The following is an 18200-nucleotide window of genomic DNA, read 5'->3' as shown; positions in this document are numbered from 1 at the left end:
GCATGCAGTCTCTACCGGTGGCCGCTTTCCGCCAGCGCCGCGCGCACGAATCCGCCGGCCGCCGCCAACCGCCGGCGCGCTTCCGGCGCCGTGACGCCGGCCACGTGCATCACCAGTGCCGTCTTGATCTCCCAGTTGACGCGCGGCAGCAAGCGCCGGGCGCGCGCCTCGTCCATGGCGCTGGCCTCACACAGGATGCGGATGGCGCGCTGGCGCAGTTTGACGTTGCTGGCACGCACGTCGACCATCAGGTTGCGGTAGACTTTGCCGAGCCGCACGAACGTTGCCGTGCTGAGCATGTTCAGCACCATCTTCTGTGCGGTGCCCGCTTTCAGCCGTGTCGAGCCCGACACGATTTCGGGGCCGGTGACCGGTGCGATGACAATCTCGGCCTCGGCGGCGATCGGCGACGGCAGCGCGTTGACGAGCGCGATACGCGTCGCTTCGCACTTGCGCGCATAGCGCAGCGCGCCAATGACGTACGGGGTGCGTCCGCTGGCCGCGATGCCGACTACGGCATCGCGCGCCGACAGCCGCCGCTTGAGCAGGTCGGCGGCGCCCGCCCGCGCATCATCCTCCGCGCCTTCGACCGAATTGGCAATGGCGCGCGCACCGCCGGCGATCACGCCCTGCACCTGCGATGGAAGCACGCCGAACGTCGGCGGGCATTCGCTGGCGTCGAGCACGCCGAGCCGCCCGCTGGAGCCGGCCCCGACGAGGAACAGCCGCCCGCCGTTCGCCAGCCGTTCCACGATCGCCTCGACGGCCTGCGCAATCTGCGGCAACTGCGTGTGAACGGCCTTCACCACGAGCGCATCTTCCTGATTCATCTGTGTGACGATGTCCAGCGGCGACCACAGGTCAAGATCGCGATTGCGCTCGTTGACCTGCTCGGTCGCCAGCCTTCCCAAACTCGCCGTGTCCATAATGAGTATCCTGCCTGCCGAACTGCCGGCGGGCCGCCAACGCGGGCCCCCCGATTTTTGACGCATTTGCGCCACGCCATTATAATCGTTCCTTAGCATTAGCGATAAAGGTTAGAAGGAGACGGCAGAGCGATGGTGAAGCGAACCTGGCAACCCCGTGTGCGCCGCCGCGCGCGAGTTCACGGCTTCCGCAAGCGCATGAGCAGTCCCGGCGGGCGCAAAGTCATCAAGGCGCGCCGCACCCACGGCCGCAAGAAATTGTCGGTCTAGACACTTGACGGTGTTGGGCGCACGGCCCGGATACGATGTGTTGGATGATCAAATGGCCAGATGACGACGCCATGCGGCGCTCCGTCGTTTGGCCATTTGACTGTGCGGCACGCGAGCGGCGCAGCGATGACGCAACGGCTGCGATTGAAGGATGCGGGCGCGTTTCAGCGCGTGTACCGTGAAGGCGGCGCCTGGGCTACGCCCCTGCTGGTTGTGCGCGCCTCCCCGAATGGCCTTCCTCACGGACGCATCGGTTTTACCACCAGCAAGCGGATCGGCGGTGCGGTCAGGCGCAATCGCGTGAAGCGGCGCCTGCGTGAAGCGGCGCGCGTGGCGCTGCCGCAACTGCCGCCCGGCTGGGATATTGTACTGGTGGCGCGCGAACCGATCCACGACGCGACGCTGGCGCAAATCGGCGAGGCGCTGCGGCGCGCGCTGGCGCGGGTACCGTGGCCCGTGGCAAGGGAATCCGGATGAAGCGGCTGTTGATGGGGTTGATCCGGCTGTACCAGATGACGCTCTCGCAGGTGCTGCCGTCGTCGTGTCGCTTTACACCGTCCTGCTCGGCCTACGGCTACGAAGCGATCCAGAAATACGGCGCGCTGAAAGGCGGCTGGATGGCGATCAAACGGATCGGGCGCTGCCACCCGTGGAACCCGGGCGGCTATGACCCCGTACCATAACTAGCAGCTAACGACTAGCGACTAGTTGCTAGTCAAGGAATTACGTTGAAACGATTTTTGCTCGTGCCCGTCCTGGCGCTCGCCCTGCTGCTCACGGCGTGCGGCGGCGGCGCGCCCTCGGTTGGCTGGGCGCGTCCTGTGCTCGGCGGCGACACGCTGTATATCAACTCGCGCGGCGGACGGGTGTATGCGCTCGATCCGGCCAGCGGGGCCAAGAAGTGGCAGTACCCACCGGAAAACAAGACCATTTCCTCAGCGAGCTCGTCGATGTATGCTGCGCCGGTCGTCGGCGATCAGTACGTGATTGTCGCGTCGAGCGACAAGAAGGTGTACGTGCTGAAGAGAGACGGTGGCGACAAATACTGCACCTTTGAGACCGGCGAGGCGATCATCGCCACGCCGGCCTACGCCGATGGCGTCGTGTACGTCGGCTCGTCGGATGCGCATCCCGACCTGACCAAGAACTTTGATCTCGCGCGCATCCCGGAGTTCTTTGGCCCGGCGCCGCATAGGGTCTACGCGATCGACCTGACCAAGCCGGTCGATGCCAACGGCAACTGCGCCAGGAAGTGGGATTTCCAGACACGGGACAAGGTCTGGGCCGAGCCGCTGGTGCTGGGCGACCGGCTCTATGTCGCCTCGCTGGACCGCCGCCTGTACGCGCTCAGCCGGTCTACCGGCGTGTTGCTGTGGAAGTTCGAGGCCGGCGGCGCCATTGCATCATCGCCCAAGTCGAGCGGCAGCGTGATCTACTTCGGTTCATTCGACACGAAGATCTATGCCGTCAACGCCGACAGCGGCGCGAAGTTGTGGGATTATGCGACCGCCAACTGGGTCTGGGCCGATCCGCTGATTATGGGTGATCTGCTCATCGCCGGCTCGCTCGACGGCAACCTGTATGCGCTCGATCTGAAGACCGGCGCGGAGAAATGGAAAGCCGCCATCGGCCCGGTGCGCGCAGGCGCGACCGGCCGCGACGGCGTCGTGTTCGTCGGCACGGACGACGGCAAGCTGCACGCACTCAATGCCGCCAACGGCAGCGAGATCTGGTCGCAGCCGGCCAACGACCGCATTCTGGCCAGCCCGAGCCTGACCAACGGCACCGTGACCGTGCTGAACGCGAATCACAAACTGCTGGCCTTCGACGCCGCGAACGGCGCCAAGAAGTGGGAGTTCGAGACCGACAAGTAGGCGCCGGGCGCAAGCCGGGCGATTGTTCAGGGGTGTTATGGATTTTCTGGCGCCAATCTGGAATCTGATTTTTATCCAACCGCTGGTCAACATCATCGTCTTGATGTACAGCATCCTGGGGCACAACTTTGTGCTCGCGACGCTGGTGGCGACGGTGCTGGTGCAACTGGTGACGTGGCCGCTCACCCAGCAGAGCCTGAACTCGTCCAAGAAGATGACGGCCCTGCAGAGCTCGGACAAGTGGAAGGACGCGCAGAAGAAGTACAAGAACGACAAAGAGGCGATGGCGAAGGTCACGATGGAGATGTACCGCGAGGCGGGCATCAACCCGGCCGCGGGCTGCCTGCCGACGCTGATTCAGATGCCGCTGCTGATCGCGTTCTACCAGTCGATTAACACGCTGCTGGCTGTGAACCCGGAGAGCCTGCTGGATCTGACGAGCCACCTGTACCGCGGCGTCCCGTTCATCGCGGAACTCGCGAAGCAGACGATCCCACTGGAGAGCCAGTTCCTGTGGATGAACCTGGCGTACCCGGATCCGTTCTATCTCATGCCGCTGCTGGTGGCCGGCAGCACCTGGTTCAGCCAGAAGACGCTCTCCATGCCGAGCGCCGATCCGCAGCAGTCAGCGATGAACAACCAGATGCAGTTGATGATGCCGGTCATGTTCGGCTTCTTCGCGCTGAACTTCCCGTCGGGTCTGGCGGCGTACTGGATCATCTCGTCGCTGGTGCGCATGGTCTTCCAGGGTTTCGCCCAGGGCTGGAGCACCGTATTGCCCAGGATGGTGGGCGGCGGCAGGGCCGTGCCCGCGCCCCGCAAGCCGGCGCCGAGTGCGCCGGCCAAAGACGACAATGATGACGAGCCGGCCGACCCGCCGCGCCCGCGCCAGATCGCTCCCGTGCCGCCCAGCGGCAACGGACAGAGCAGGCGCAAGAACCGCCGGTCACGCCGGTGATAACTGAGGAAGGGGCATCGATGGAAAAGCAAAAGAGCATCGAAGTGACCGGCAAGACGCCGGAGGACGCCATCGCCAAAGGGCTGACCCAGCTGGGACTGGAAAGCGACGATGTGATTCTCGAAGTGCTGACCCAGGGCGCCGGCGAGGCGCGCGTGCGCCTGACGCCGTTCCCGACCGAAGCCGCGCGCGGCGCTTCGGCGTTGCCGCCGGGCGCCGATGCTTCGGCCATCGCCAAAGACGTGCTGGGACACCTGCTGAAGGGGCTGGGTCTGCGCACGACGATTGAGGTCGGCAAGGGCACGCTCTCCGCCGACGAGGAAGAAGAGAACGCCGAGCCGCCGATCATCCTGAACATCACCGGCAACGACCTGAGCCTGCTGATCGGCCGCAAGGGCGAGACGCTGGCCGCGCTGCAGATGATGACGCGCATGATCGCGTCGCACCAGGCGGGCCGCAACGTCAGCATCGTGGTCGACGTGGAGCACTACAAGGAGCGCCGCGAGGAGTCGCTGCGCAGCCTGGCCCTGCGGCTGGCCGAGCAGGTCACACTGAAGGGGCGCACCGTCGCGCTGGAGCCGATGCCGCCCAACGAGCGCCGCATCATCCACATCGCCCTGCGCGACCATGCCGGCGTGTCCACGCAGTCGGTCGGTGAGGGCGATGCGCGCAAGGTGACGATCATCCCGAAGAAGTAATCGCCCTCGTTGCTTCAAGAACAGATCGCCCTCATCGTTGTGTGATGAGGGCGATTGTGTTTTGCGGCTTCTTCTATAACACGGTGATACGGTGTTCTAGCGATGCGGTGACAAGCCATATCACCTCATCACCTTGTCATCCGGTCATCCTCGCATCTCTTCATCCTGTCACCCCGTCATCCCGTCATCCCGTCATCCTGTCAGGCAGTTACGGCGGGTTCGCGGCGAAATACTTCTCGAAGATGCGCCGCGCGATCGGCGCCGCAATCGACGAGCCTTCGCCGGAGTGCTCGACCATGACCACCACGGCGACCTTCGGGCTGTCGGCGGGCGCGTAGGCCGCGAACCACGCGTGCGGCAGTCCCGGCGGTGCTTCGGCGGTGCCGGTCTTGCCGGCCACCGGCACCGGGAAGCCGGCGAACGCGCGCGAGGCGGTGCCGGGCGCAGTCTGCGTCACGGCGCGCAGCGCGTCGCGGATCGTCTTCAGGTTAGCGGCGCTGACCGGCAGTTTGCCGATTGTCTCCGTGGGGATGTCCACGCTTTTGTCACCCTTCGCCGTCGTCACCTTCGCGATCAGCCGCGGCCGGTAGAGCGTGCCACCGTTGGCGACCGCCACCATCATGTTCGCAACCTGCAGCGGTGTGGCCAGCAGGTCGCCCTGCCCGATGGCGACGTTGACCATGTCGCCGACGAAGACCGTCTCCTTCGTCGGGTCGGGCACGTTGCCGCCGGCCTCGTCCGTCAGCCCCGCCGCGCGGGTCGGCGCGCCGTACCCGAAGGCGCGCGCGTAGGTCGGCAGCAGCGAGCGGTCGGTCTTGTCCAGCGCGAGGCCGACCGTGTAGAACACGACGTCGCATGATTGAACCAGCCCGTTGAACAGGTTGATCTTGCCGTGGCCGGTTATCAGCCAGTCTTTCTTGGGGTACTGCGTCCCGAGGCCGGTCCAGACGCCCTCGCACTCGAACTTCGAGTCCGGCGTGAAGGACGCCTTCTCCAGCCCGGCCGAGGCGGTGACGATCTTGTAGACCGAACCGGCCGGGTACAGCCCCTGCGTGGCGCGGTTGACCAGCGGGCGATCTTTGTTGTTGAGTAGCGCCTGCAGGTCGGCCGCCTTGCCGCCGATCAGTGTGTTGATGTCGTAGCCGGGGCTGGAGGCCAGTGCCAGCACCTCGGCGGTGCGCGTGTCGATCACGATCGCCGATCCGATCTTGCCCTTCAGCTCGTTCTCGGCGAACGCCTGCAGGTCCATGTGCAGCGTGGTGAACACGTTGTACGCCGGGGCGGGGCCGCGCGCGCCCAGCGTGGCGACGATCTGGCTGTCCTGCGACATGACGAGCAGCGTGCCGCCCAACTCGCCGCGCAGGTACGTCTCGCCCCACTTCTCGATGCCCGCCTTGCCGATCATGTCGTTGGCGCCGTAGCCTTTCGGCCCCATCCGCAATAACTCATCCGCGCTGATGGCGCCGACATAGCCGGTGACATGTTCCGCCGTCGTGCTGACCGGGTAGACGCGCCGCTCCTTGTCGCGGAACGAGACACCGCTCAACGCTTTCAGTTTCTCCTCGACCTTACGGTACTGGTCGAGCGTGAGGTCCTTAAGCGGCGTGAACCATTCCGGGCGCGCGCCGGCATACTTCTCCTTGATCGACTTGGCATCCATCTCGATCAGCGGCGCGAGCACGGCCAGCAGCTTGCCCTCGTCGTCGAAGTCGCGCGGCACGACACCGACCGTCACCAGCGACTCGTTGCCGGCCAGTTTCTGGTTGCTGCGGTCGAAGATCTCGCCGCGCGAGGTGCCGTATGCAAGCATCGAGACCGTGTTGCCCGGCGTCAATTCGCGGAAGATGCTGGTCGGCTGCCAGTCCACATGCCAGCCACCCGGCTCGTACGTCAGGCCGAGTTGGTTCTGGCGCAGGAAATCGCCGGCCAGCGTGCTGCTGATCGTCACGTTGAAGTTGGCGACCGACTTGTTCAGCGCGACTTCGATCTCGCGCGTCTCGGTCTTGATGGCGGCGAATGCGCCCTCGGCGGCGATGTCGCGGTAGCGCTTGACGAACGCTTCCTGCGAGAAATTGGCCTTGCTCGGCTCGCTCAACAGCGCGTACATCGCCTCATACTGGCCCTTTTCCCATGCGCCGAGGAACGCGCGAATGGCTGGCTCGGGCGACGGCAGCGGCGTGGGGGTGACGGCCGCGGTGGGCACGGGCGACGGGGTGGCCGTCGGCGGCGGCGGCGCGGTTACGCTGCTCGAGGGCACGGGCGCACAGCCGGTCGACTGCGCGATGAACGCAGCGACCGCAGCGCTCGCGCTGAGCGCCAGCGAATGGCGAAGGAACTGGCGGCGGGTCAGCATACGGGACTCCTGCATCAAGCGTGGCGTAGGCGCCACGCGTCTGGTTAACTGCCATTCTAACGGCCATTGAGACGGCCGACAAGTGCGCCGGCGCGGCAGGGGTTGTGCCGACAAACGAGCAGAATCCGCGAGTCCGGCATCCGCGCTGATCGCAAACTCGCATCCTCGACGCTGCACCGGTGGAGTGGATTCCGGCGCTGGCTGGCGGCCACCGACGTGCCAGAATGGCGGTTGTTGGGCCCCGACTGTTTCTTGCCCTCCGACAGTTTTCCGCTATGCGCCTGTTGCCCAGCAATTCTCAATTTGGCTTTGTACGGGTACTTTCCAATGCCACTCGCTGCCCTCCCCCCGACCCCCTCCCAACGGAGTAGGGAGGGGGCGAGATTCTTAGGGGAGGTGCGCGGCAGCTGCGCCGCCGCGCACCTCCCCGTTAGCTTTGCCCCTTCTCCCCCGCGCGCGCGGGGGAGAAGGGGCAGGGGATGAGGGGGCATATTGGCAGCCGACTCCAAAATGAGAATTGCTGCCTGTTGCCGAATTGAGTTGCGGTTCGTTGAGGCAGAGACTATAATGGGAATATCTACACGCAGGTCTCTCCCAGAGACGGATCGGCACCGCCTCGCATCACACAACCTTCCCCCGTTCTGCCATCCACTACGGGACGTGTGAGGCCATTGTCTGCGGAGGTATCGTATGCACAAACGCAACAATCGAATAGCTGGATCTGCGCGTGCGCAGCGCCTGTGGGCGCTCGGCGCAGCGCTGTTGGTCATCCTGCTGGCCGGCTCCACGCCGCGCACGGCGCAAGCGGTATCCGCGAACGTCGTCATCAGCCAGGTGTATGGCGGCGGCGGCAATACCGGCGCGCTGTACAAGAACGATTTTGTCGAACTGTTCAACCGGGGCACGGCACCCGTTTCGCTGAGCAGCATGTCGGTGCAGTACGCCAGTGCCACCGGCTCCGGCAACTTCGGCAGCAACGCCGTCACGCCGCTGTCAGGCACGCTGGCGTCGGGACAGTATTATCTGGTGCAGCTCGCTAGCGGCGGCGCAATCGGCGCCGCATTGCCTGCGGCGGATGCGACCGGTACCGTCAACATGAGCGGCACTAATGGCAAGGTAGCGCTAGTCAACTCAACTGCCGGGCTGGCCTGTAATGGCAGTGCCCTCCAACCATGTTCAGCGGCCCAGTTGGCCCTGATCATCGATCTCATCGGCTACGGGAACGCGAACTTTTACGAAACCGCCGCCGCGTCGGCCTTGACCAACACCAGCGCCGCCTTCCGCGCGGCCAATGGCTGCACCGACACAGACAGCAATGCGGCAGATTTCGCGGCCGGTGTACCCGCGCCGGCGCCCGCGCCGCGCAACTCGGCTTCGCCGTTGAATCCGTGTACCGACCCCGCGCCGACCGTCCTGAGCACCAGCCCGGTCGACGGTGCAACCGGTGTAGCGGCGAACGCGAATATCGATGTGACGTTCAGCGAACCGGTCAATGTGACGGGGACGTGGTTCTCACTTTCCTGCACGAGCGGCGCGCGCACGGCCACCGTCAGCGGCGGCCCGACGACGTTTACACTCAACCCCGACACCGATTTCAGCAATGGTGATTCCTGTACCCTGACGGTCTATGCCGCCAACGTAACCGATCAGGATACGAACGATCCGTTCGACAACATGGCGGCCAACTTCACGGCTGGCTTCAGCACGGTGAATGCCTGCACGCTGCCCTATACGCCGATCTACCAGATCCAGGGCAGCGGCTTGACGACGCCCATCCCCGGCATCGTCACCACCGAGGGCGTCGTGGTCGGTGATTTTGAAGGCAGTGGGGCAGTTAGTGGATTCTTCCTCCAGGATCCAACCGGTGACGGCGATCCCGCCACTTCCGACGGCATCTTCGTCTTCACCGGGAGCTCCAGCCTGGTCAGCGCGGGACAGGTGGTGCGCGTCACAGGCTATGCGCGCGAGCGCTTCAACCAGACCACGCTCAATGGCTCGAACAGCAACAGCGCGCCCGTGACCGCGGTGAATGTCGTCGCGTGCGGCACGGGAAGCGTCGAGCCGACCGACGTAGTTATGCCGTTCGCCAATGCCGATTTCCCCGAGCGCTACGAAGGCATGCTCGTCCGCCTCCCGCAGACGCTGGTCATCGCAGAGTACTTCAACTACGACCGCTTTGGCGAGATCGTGATCGCGCTGCCGCTCGACGGCGAAGCGCGGCCGTTCACCGGCACAGCGATCGACGCGCCGGGCGCCGACGCGAATGCGCGCACCCTGGCGAACAGCCTGCGCCGCATCACGCTGGACGACAACAATAGCGCACAGAATCCTTCGGTCCTGCGCCACCCGAACGGCGATCCGTTCTCGTTGAGCAACCGCTTCCGCGGCGGCGATACGGTGCAGAACACGGTTGGCGTGCTCGGTTATGACTTCAGCCTGTACCGGATCTTCCCCACGGGACCGGCAGTCTACACGGCGGCGAATCCGCGTCCGGCCTCACCCGAACCGGTCGGAGGCAATCTGCGTGTTGCCGCGATGAACACGCTCAACTTCTTCATTACGCCCGACTACCCGACGAGCAATCCGCTGGACAATAAATGCGGTCCTGCGCAGAACGTCGAGTGCCGCGGCTGGGACTTCGACCAGGCGCAGGAGTTCACGCGCCAGCGCACCAAGTTGCTGGCTGCGCTGGCCGGCCTCAACGCCGACATCATCGGGCTGAACGAGTTGGAAAACACGACCGGTGTTGACCCGCTCGGCGACCCGACCAACGGCATCGTCGCGGGGCTTAATGCGCTGCTCGGCGCCGGGACATACGCTTACATCGACACCGGCACCATCGGCACGGACGCGATCCGCGTCGGCATGATCTACAAGCCCGGCAAGGTTTCGCCGCTCGGACAGTTCCAGATTCTCGATTCGAGCGATGACCCGCGCTTCATCGACACGAAGAGCCGCCCGGCGCTGGCGCAGACGTTCCTGGATCTGTCCACGAACGGCCGCTTCACGGTCGTGACCAATCACTTCAAGTCCAAGGGTTCCGCCTGCGACGATGTGGGCGACCCGGATGTGGGCGATGGCCAGGGCAACTGCAATCAGACGCGCAAGCTGGCTGCGCAGGCGTTGGTGGACTGGCTGGCGACCGACCCGACCGGCAGCGGCGATCCGGATTTCCTGATCATGGGCGACTTGAACTCCTATGCAAGGGAAGATCCGATCAGCGCGATCAAGGCAGGCCCTGACGACACGGCGGGCACCGGCGACGACTACACCAACCTGATTTCCGCCTTCCAGGGCGCTTACGCATACTCCTACACCTTCGACGGACAGGCTGGCTATCTGGATCAGGCGCTGGCCAGTTCGAACTTGGTCGGGCAGGTCACCGGCGCCGCCGACTGGCACATCAACTCCGACGAACCGGACGTGCTGGACTACGATACCACCTTCAAGCCGGACGCGGTGGACGCGCTGTATGAGCCCAACGCCTATCGGACATCCGATCACGATGCGGTCGTCGTCGGGCTGAACGTGAACGGGCCGCCGACGGTCAACGCAGGCGGGCCGTACAGCGTCAACGAGGGCAGTTCGGTCTCCGTCTCGGCGACCGGCAGCGATCCGAACGGCGACGCGCTCACGTATGCGTGGGACCTGAACAACGACGGCGTGTTTGAGACGCCGGGCCAGACCGTGTCGTATCTCGGCGTGGACGGTCCATCCGCGAAGACGATCGCCGTGAAGGTGACCGATCCGGGCGGCCTGTCGGCCGTGTCGACCGCGACGGTCAACATCAGCAACGTCGCGCCGACCGTCGGCGCCATAACCGCGCCGACCGCGCCGGTGCGCGCCGGCACGGCGATCAACGCCAGCGCGCCGTTCAGCGATCCGGGCGTGCTCGACACGCACACCGCCGTATGGACCTGGGGTGATGGCACGACCTCGGCGGGCGCGGTCAGCGAAAGCAACGGCTCAGGCAGCACGAGCGGCACGCACACCTACGCCGCGCCGGGCCTGTACACGGTGCAGGTGACCGTGACGGACAAGGACGGCGGCTTCGGTGTATCAACGTACCGCTATGTCGTGGTCTACGATCCCAATGCCGGGTTCCTGACCGGCGGCGGGTGGATCGATTCGCCGGCGGGCGCATACATGCCCGACCCGTCGCAGCACGGCAAGGCGACGTTCAACGTGGAGGCGAAATACCAGAAGGGCACGCTGCCGACCGGGAACTCGGAGCTTGAGTTGCACGGCCCGGACTTCCACTTCGCGAGCACGGCCTACGACTGGCTGGTGGTCAAGGGCGATAACGCGTGGCTGCGCGGCTCCGGCAAGATCAACGGGAGCGGCGACTACGCCTTCCTGGTCGCTGTCGTTGACGGTGCGAAGAAACCCGACCAGATTCGCATCTGGATCTGGAACAAGGACACCGGTGCGGTCATCTACGACAATCAGGCTGGCGCGCCGCTCGATGCGGTGGCGACACAGTTGCTCGGCGGTGGCAACCTGGCGGTGCATTAGCCCGCTCAGCCGCAACGGGTAGAACGTCACCGGCCCCCCTGTTCTAGATTTGGAGCAGGGGACCGGTGGTTTGTATCGGCGTGCAACAGTCGTTTGACGAAGCGCAAATGTGTGGCGTAAAATCGGATCGATAGAATCTGGCATCGACGGAATACGCCAATGCGTAGAGACATAAAGCTCAGGCGCACGTCCCGCGCCATCGAAAGCGAAGCCCGACGCAACCCCAAGCGTCGGGCTTCTTTGTTTGTTGAGAATTCTCAACACGCGGTAACCGTCCTACTCACACCAAAGGAGGCTGTATGAAGCGCGCGAAAGTCTGTCTCGAAGGGCCGCTGTCTCACATCCCGTTCGATGCGTGGGTTGAGGATTGGGACTGGAACGGCTGGGCCGTGCCCAATTTCGAATTTGCCGAGGCCAAACGCTTCACCGAACTGTACGACAGCAAAGTTCCGGCGTGCAGTGGCTGGTACGATGCCGCTGCCGACGAGTTCTGCTACCGCATCGACGGCGACGACGAGGATGTGTGCTATGGCCCTGCAGAGATCAAGATCAACGGCAAGAAGCTCAAGGTCTACCCGATCGGCGCGGGCGAGTGGATCTGGTCGCTGTGGGAGATGGAACCGCTCGAGCTATAGCCGCCGCACGGCGGCCATACACGCACAAGCTCATCCTTGGCAGAAACTTGGCTGTCTATGTGATTTCAATTCGCAGAGACATATCCGTCTCAACTGCCTCAAGTCGTTCGTTGTAGATTCCTACAATCTCTTGTAAGACGCTGAAATAATCTCTGTGCTCTTCGGTCGCTAGTTCAATGATGTTCATTGCGACGAAATTCTCAATCGAAATGATTACCAAATCTCTTTCGATGTTTTCTTCCTGCGCTAAAATAGTTGCTTTATCTTCCTGATCTCGTGGAACAAGTAAGATCGGATGCAAATTCGCTTTCAGGTTCTCCGCGCATTTCTGGATAACGCTTCTTGATGGTGCCGCAGTTACATGGTAGACCGAACTGGCAATGCTAAAATCTCCAACTCGTTCAGTCTGCTTATCGGGTGCATGAGCAGGATGGTTAGGCACCTCAATTCCCTTAAAGCGCCGAGATAGCTTTGCCCCAATTAATTGTTGCTCTACAATGCCGCCTGAATGCCCCTTAGCATTTTCAACAATGTCTCGAACCCAGCTTGTGGGGGCCTGCCTTCGATCAATTTCAAGTCGCAGATTTTGTCTTTTGAGCCACTCGTCAGCGATTGCCTTGAGTTCGGCTATCAGTTCAACCAACAGCTTGTCGCGTAGACTTTCCGGTAATTGTGTCAGCTTGTTTCCCCACTCGAATGCTTCAAACAATCGTTGTCCATCTTGATGGCTCTGTCTAGTAGTAATCTCCTTTAGGTAGCTCTTTGGAATACCGTAAATCTCTAGTTTGCTTCCAAGCCCCGATCGTGACCCACTGATCTCGCCGCCTTGCGCAACAACATCTTCTCGTGCAACTGGGCAAGCTCTTCTTAGATGGTCGAGAACTACTATACCCATCGCCACTGTATTTCGTGCGATCTTTTTGTTGCGGGTACAAGAGCTAAGCCAGTTGTCAAGAATATCGTGGCTCTGTTTGGCTATTCCTTGAAAAATTTCGCTTTTCACCGTTTGCTCCGTTTCTCTGAAAGAGCATTTAGGATTCGCGATCTACTCTTCTCTAAGTTCCCAACATCGTGTTCCCAGATTCTTATCACTCTCCACCCTTCACGGCGCAGATGTCTGTTTGTAAGTTTCGCTCGCTCTATATTCCGCGAGATCTTTCTCTTCCAGTATGCGCGATTTGTTTTGGGGAGCGATTTGTGGCAATAGAGGCAACCATGCCAAAAGCAGCCATCAACAAATATGGCTATCTGCTGTTTGGAAAACGAAATATCCGGCTTGCCAAAAACAGACGCATCGTTCTTCTTCCATCCCGTCACATGGAGGCCGGCTAACATGGCAAAGAGTCGCCTTTCGGGCCTAGTGCTCTTCGCCTTAACGGCCTGCATCGCCCTATGTCGATGTTCGGGCTTTATATTGTCGGCCATTTTCTAACAGAAAAGGTTGGAACTCTAGCGCATGCTGTAATAGCGGGGCTCCGCTAATAGCCAATGGATTAAGGACATTCTTGGCTATCCATTCAATGACGGGAACACACACAGCATCACCGAACCCCGTGAGAGCTTGTACGCCATCGACGGTGATAGGATATTCGTCAGGAACGCCTTGCAGCCTTGCATATTCTCTCGGCGTCATAGCCCTCATGTTTATCGCGCCTTTGCCCGCCTTGATCAAAAACTGCTTCCCGCTACCCCCAACGGCGGTTCTGAGACAGCCAGCTAAGTCGTCGTCTCTTATTTCTACGCGCTGATGTCCGTCACGTATTCTGCGAAAGAAGGTGCGATACGATATCTTTGCATTAGCAGCCAACTGCTGCACGCGCTCGCGGTGAGTATCGTTCATCATAGAAATGTGGCGGCGAGTTTCTTCTTCCGGCCACCATCGATCATCTGATACGGCTAGTCGTTCGACGATTTTCGAAAGGCCATCAGTATTAAGTGGTGGGGGATTAGGAAGTTCATTATAGAACCACCGCAAATCCTTGTTGGCGACTATACTCCTCCTGAGTTGGCTTGGCAGCAATGAACTCGGCCTTGTTAAGATCAGTTCGGTAGTTGTCTGGATGGATTCGTTTTCCGTAGCTACAAGGAATATTCGCAAACGACTTTGCGCAGTGAATCGCAAGGCGTCCATTGCGAAAACATCACACGCATACCCCAAGTCGTTTAGTGCTTGAACCGTTAGCCGAAAATCTTTTCCTCCATTCGAATAGAGCCAACCCGGCACATTCTCGACTAGCAGGAGAGGGGGGGCATCTTTGCCCTGAGATTTCAATATCCTGATGAATCCCCAAAACGCACTTGAATGCCCACCATCGATCATCCCACTCATATTCCCAGCAAGCGAAAGATCGATGCAAGGGAATGAGCAAGTTGCAAGAGCGGAGTGGGGAATGTTGGCAGGGTCTAGCTTAAAGATATCTTCCACATGATAGTGTGTATGCGTATCAGGGAAGAAAGCCCCATACATTTCGTGTTTCTTGTGGGAGAAATCGTTGGCAAATACAACTTGCCAGCCGTTTGGCTGCAAGCCCATTCTGACCAGCCCAATTCCCGCGAAATATTCGCTTACAGTCAATTCCACTTTAGGTCTTTCCATGAGCCTATTTGCCGATCTTGTATGCAACCTGTGATCAAATGATAAACGGGTATTTATAGAATTGTATCCGAATAAGCGGGTCTTATCAATTGCTTGCGCAAGAACAGTATGGCGGTTTTCGCTCAGGGCCAAAATGCGAGCCTATCGTCGCTGCGGTCGCATACCTCAATAATGTTGCGAAGACAAACAACCGAGGCAGCTATCTCCGCCATACCCCGGCACAAAAAACGCTCCCGCCTCTCGTTCGAGAAGCGGGAGCGTTCTGCTATTTGAGCCGTCTCTCCCTCCAATCGTTCAGCCCGTCGCCGAATAGGTTCACGGCGGCCACCGTCAGTGTGATCGCCAGTCACGGCACAGCCGCAGTCAACACGCCGTGCGGCAAAATCATGTTCCATGCTCCTCTAGCTCAGCGCTCACCCGCGCCGCCGTCTCCTGCCCCTGCATGATGCAATCCGGCAGGCCCACGCCGCGATAGGCGCTGCCGGTCACATACATGCCGGCGGGCAGCGCATTCTCAATCGCCGCGACGCGCTCCAGGTGGCCGACATCGTACTGCGCGTTCGACAGATGCCAGCGGTAGATGCGGTGGAACTGCGGCGTCGCCGCGATGCCCAGCAGCATCTTCAATTCGCTGCGCACCACGACCAGCAGCGAGGCATCGTCGAGCTCCATCGTCTGCGGGCTGCGCGAGCCGCCGAAGAAGACGCGGATGAGCACCTGCCCGTCGGGCGCGCGCTGGTCGAACTTGAGCGAACTGTAGGTGATGGCGTTGATCGGCCGCCGCTCGCCGCGCGGCACGACCAGTCCCGAACTGCGCAGGTCCGGCACGTCGGCCTGCCGGAACGCCAGCGAGATCGTGCCGGTGCTGACGTAGCGGATCGCCGCCAGGTCGTTCGCCGCCTGCGGCGCGATGCCGGTCAGCAGGCTGGCCGCCGCGTACGCGGGCGTGGCGAGCACGACGGCGCGCGTGTGCAGCCGCTCGCCTACGTCGGTCGTCACGCTGTAGCCGCCCGCAGGGTCGGCCTCGATCTGCCAGACCGTGCAGCGCAGGCGCAGGTCGCCGCTCAGGCGCGCTGCTAGCGCATCGGTCAGTTCGGCCGTGCCGCCCGCGAACGTCATGAACATCGGCAGCGGCTTCGCCCCGGCCGCCGGCGCGGGCGCGTGCTTGCGCGACTCCAGTATGCCGCGCGTCAGGCTGCCGTACTGCTCCTCCAGCGCGCGGAAGCGCGGGAAGGTCGCCAGCAAGCTTTGCTTGCCCGCATCCGAGTTGTGGATGCCGGACATCAGCGGCTCGGCGATCTTGTCGAGCGCCTCGCGGCCCAGCCGGCGCGTGACGAACTCGGCCAGCGTTTCGTCGCCGCCGCCGCGCCGCGCCGGGATGAACATCTCCAAACCCATGCGCAGCTTGCCGAGCGGCGAGATCAGCGGCGAGGTCACGAACGGCATAAACCGCGTTGGGACAATGAGCATGACCCCATCCGGCAGCGGGGTCGGGCGGCCGTTGTTCAGCACGTACGTCTTGCGGTTGCGCTCGTTCGAGCCGAGCAGCCGGTCACCGATCCCCAGTTCGCGCGCGAGTTGCACCGCCTGCGGCTTCTGCGTCTGGAACGAATCAGGCCCGGCCTCGACGACGAAGCCGTCGGCCTGCTCGGTCAGCACCTTGCCGCCCCAGCGGTCCGCGCTTTCGAGCAGCGCGTAGCGCACCGGCGCGCCCGCCGCCCCGGCCTGCCGTTCGAGATACCAGGCCGTGCTCAGCCCGGCGATGCCGCCGCCGATGATGACCGCATCGTAGGCGGGAGAGACCGGCGCGCTCATGCGCCGACCGGCGCGGCGGCGCGCAGCGTGTGCGGCTCGTACGTGCAGAACGGCTCTTCGGCCAGGTAGTCGCCGGTCATGCCGTAGGCGCGCGCGCGGCAGCCGCTGCACAACTTCTTGAACTCGCACAGGCCGCACTTGCCGCCCAGTTGATCGACGTCGCGCAGGCCGGCGAACAGAGCCGACTCTTCCCAGATTTCGCGGAACGGCTGGCGGCGGATGTTGCCCGCTTCGAGCGGCAGGTAGCCGCAGGGGAAGACCTCGCCGCGGTGGCTGACGAAGCAGACGCCGCTGCCGGCCAGGCAGCCTTTCGTCATCGCGTTCATCGCGTGCCGCGAGCCGTTGCTGCCCGGGTGGCCCGTTGCGCCACCGGCTTGCGCCTGCCGCCGGTGGCTGTCCGGCGCTTCGATGACGAGACCCGCGCGCTTCGCCTCGACCTGACGCTGGCGTGTCACGCGGAAGTAGTGCGGCGCGCAGGTCGCCTTCAGTTCGATGCCGCCCTGCAGTTCGGCGTCATACATCCAGTGCAGCACATTCTCGTACTCTGCGGGGCTGATCTGCTGGTCGGGTGCGATCTCGACGCCGCAGCCGACCGGCACCAGCAGGAACAGGTGCAGCGCCTGCGCGCGCAGGTCTTTGGCCATCGCCAGCGTCTCGGGCATCTGGTGGATGTTGTGCCGCGCGACGGTGGTGTTGATCTGGTACGGCACGCCGGCGGCGGCGAGGTGCTGCATGCCCGCCAGTGAACGCTCGTAGGCGCCCTTGCCGCGGAAGATGTCGTGCGTCGGCGCGTCGGCGCCGTCGAACGAGATGCTGACGCGCCGGATGCCGCTGGCCTGGATGCGCCTGGCGGCCTCCGCATCGATCAGCGTGCCGTTGGTCGCCAGCGCGACGATCAGACCTGCGTCGCTGGCGTGGCGCGCGATGTCGAAGATATCGGGGCGGAAGAGCGGTTCGCCGCCGGAGAGCACGAAGATCGGCCTGGCGAACGCGGCGATCTGGTCGATCAGGCTGAACGACTCGGCGGTCGTCAGGTCTTGCGGCAGCAACTGGTCGGCCACCGTGATGCGCCGGCAGTGAATGCAGGCCAGGTTGCAGCCAGCCGTCGTTTCCCAGAAAATCAGCCGGGGCGGGGGATAAGCGCTCACACTCATTCGAAACTCTCCTCTGCGAAAATGACTCACTCTCTGCCCGTTGCGAAAGCAAACCGTCTCACCGCCAAGCCAAAACCATTCGATCCGCGAATCAACGCGAATACCATCACCGAGCTCTCGCTTTCTTTCCGGTAATGTTGTTTTATCGTATTTGTTTACCGCGTCTGCCGACGCATATTCGTTGGTGTTGCCGCGTGTCCGGCCTGGTCGGCCGCTCGATGGCCGCATGCGCGATGCTGCTGGCACGACTCGTATTGAATTCTCACTTGAAGCATGCCGAGAGCGCCTCGCCCCCCTCAGCCCCTGGCCCCTTCTCCCCCGCAACGCGGGGGAGAAGGGGAATCACTCTTGGGGATTGGCGCGGCGGCTTCGCCGCCGCGCCAATCCCCTATGTTTTTCGCCCCTC

The 18200-nt window shown here is 62.7% G+C and carries 14 protein-coding genes and 3 pseudogenes; 10 read left to right on the top strand and 7 right to left on the bottom strand.

The window, feature by feature from the left end; all coding sequences use genetic code 11:
* Window positions 1-11: 11 nt before the first annotated feature.
* Complete coding sequence (gene murQ, locus HZB53_15415; GenBank protein MBI5879035.1) at window positions 12-926, bottom strand: N-acetylmuramic acid 6-phosphate etherase; 915 nt, start codon at window positions 924-926, stop codon at window positions 12-14.
* Between the two features lie 135 nt (window positions 927-1061).
* Between murQ and rpmH the strand changes: the two genes are divergently transcribed.
* The 6 genes from rpmH to HZB53_15385 all read left to right on the top strand — a co-directional run bounded on the left by rpmH (window position 1062) and on the right by HZB53_15385 (window position 4726).
* Window positions 1062-1196, top strand: coding sequence for a 50S ribosomal protein L34 (gene rpmH / locus HZB53_15410; protein ID MBI5879034.1), 135 nt, complete (start codon window positions 1062-1064; stop codon window positions 1194-1196).
* A gap of 126 nt (window positions 1197-1322) precedes the next feature.
* Complete coding sequence (rnpA, locus tag HZB53_15405; GenBank protein MBI5879033.1) at window positions 1323-1673, top strand: ribonuclease P protein component; 351 nt, start codon at window positions 1323-1325, stop codon at window positions 1671-1673.
* Complete coding sequence (gene yidD, locus HZB53_15400) at window positions 1670-1879, top strand: membrane protein insertion efficiency factor YidD (protein ID MBI5879032.1); 210 nt, start codon at window positions 1670-1672, stop codon at window positions 1877-1879. The genes rnpA and yidD overlap by 4 nt, the downstream gene beginning before the upstream one ends.
* A gap of 45 nt (window positions 1880-1924) precedes the next feature.
* On the top strand, window positions 1925-3070 hold the full coding sequence (locus tag HZB53_15395; GenBank protein ID MBI5879031.1) for a PQQ-binding-like beta-propeller repeat protein: 1146 nt from the start codon (window positions 1925-1927) through the stop codon (window positions 3068-3070).
* A 37-nt stretch (window positions 3071-3107) separates the two neighbouring features.
* Entirely contained in the window at window positions 3108-4028 is a 921-nt protein-coding gene (locus tag HZB53_15390) for a membrane protein insertase YidC (protein ID MBI5879030.1), read from the top strand.
* A gap of 20 nt (window positions 4029-4048) precedes the next feature.
* A complete protein-coding gene (locus tag HZB53_15385; GenBank protein MBI5879029.1) occupies window positions 4049-4726 on the top strand; it encodes a KH domain-containing protein in 678 nt (225 codons plus the stop codon).
* Window positions 4727-4934: 208 nt separating this feature from the next.
* Here the strand turns inward: HZB53_15385 and mrdA are convergent, their stop codons facing one another.
* Window positions 4935-7079: a penicillin-binding protein 2 gene (gene mrdA / locus HZB53_15380; GenBank protein MBI5879028.1), complete on the bottom strand. Its 2145-nt coding sequence runs from the start codon at window positions 7077-7079 to the stop codon at window positions 4935-4937.
* Window positions 7080-7769: 690 nt separating this feature from the next.
* Between mrdA and HZB53_15375 the strand changes: the two are divergent.
* The 4 genes and pseudogenes from HZB53_15375 to HZB53_15360 all read left to right on the top strand — a co-directional run bounded on the left by HZB53_15375 (window position 7770) and on the right by HZB53_15360 (window position 12229).
* Window positions 7770-8486, top strand: a pseudogene (locus tag HZB53_15375) (lamin tail domain-containing protein).
* Window positions 8460-8771 (top strand): annotated as a pseudogene (locus tag HZB53_15370) (Ig-like domain-containing protein). The pseudogenes HZB53_15375 and HZB53_15370 overlap by 27 nt, the downstream one beginning before the upstream one ends.
* Window positions 8754-10622: pseudogene (locus HZB53_15365) on the top strand (ExeM/NucH family extracellular endonuclease). The pseudogenes HZB53_15370 and HZB53_15365 overlap by 18 nt, the downstream one beginning before the upstream one ends.
* A 1271-nt stretch (window positions 10623-11893) precedes the next feature.
* A complete protein-coding gene (locus HZB53_15360; protein ID MBI5879027.1) occupies window positions 11894-12229 on the top strand; it encodes a hypothetical protein in 336 nt (111 codons plus the stop codon).
* 55 nt (window positions 12230-12284) lie between these two features.
* Here HZB53_15360 and HZB53_15355 read toward each other — a convergent pair whose 3' ends face one another.
* The 5 genes from HZB53_15355 to HZB53_15335 form a co-directional block, all read right to left on the bottom strand.
* Window positions 12285-13232, bottom strand: coding sequence for a DUF4928 family protein (locus tag HZB53_15355; GenBank protein MBI5879026.1), 948 nt, complete (start codon window positions 13230-13232; stop codon window positions 12285-12287).
* Entirely contained in the window at window positions 13229-13654 is a 426-nt protein-coding gene (locus tag HZB53_15350) for a very short patch repair endonuclease (protein MBI5879025.1), read from the bottom strand. Before HZB53_15350 ends, HZB53_15355 begins: the two co-directional genes overlap by 4 nt.
* Entirely contained in the window at window positions 13620-14825 is a 1206-nt protein-coding gene (gene dcm / locus HZB53_15345; protein ID MBI5879024.1) for a DNA (cytosine-5-)-methyltransferase, read from the bottom strand. Before dcm ends, HZB53_15350 begins: the two co-directional genes overlap by 35 nt.
* Window positions 14826-15209: 384 nt before the next feature.
* On the bottom strand, window positions 15210-16640 hold the full coding sequence (hemG, locus tag HZB53_15340; GenBank protein MBI5879023.1) for a protoporphyrinogen oxidase: 1431 nt from the start codon (window positions 16638-16640) through the stop codon (window positions 15210-15212).
* A complete protein-coding gene (locus HZB53_15335; protein ID MBI5879022.1) occupies window positions 16637-17794 on the bottom strand; it encodes a radical SAM protein in 1158 nt (385 codons plus the stop codon). Before HZB53_15335 ends, hemG begins: the two co-directional genes overlap by 4 nt.
* Window positions 17795-18200 lie beyond the last annotated feature (406 nt).

The organism is Chloroflexota bacterium (assembly GCA_016235055.1).
Lineage (GTDB): Bacteria > Chloroflexota > Anaerolineae > JACRMK01 > JACRMK01 > JACRMK01.
This window is presented reverse-complemented; position numbering and strand designations above follow the sequence as displayed.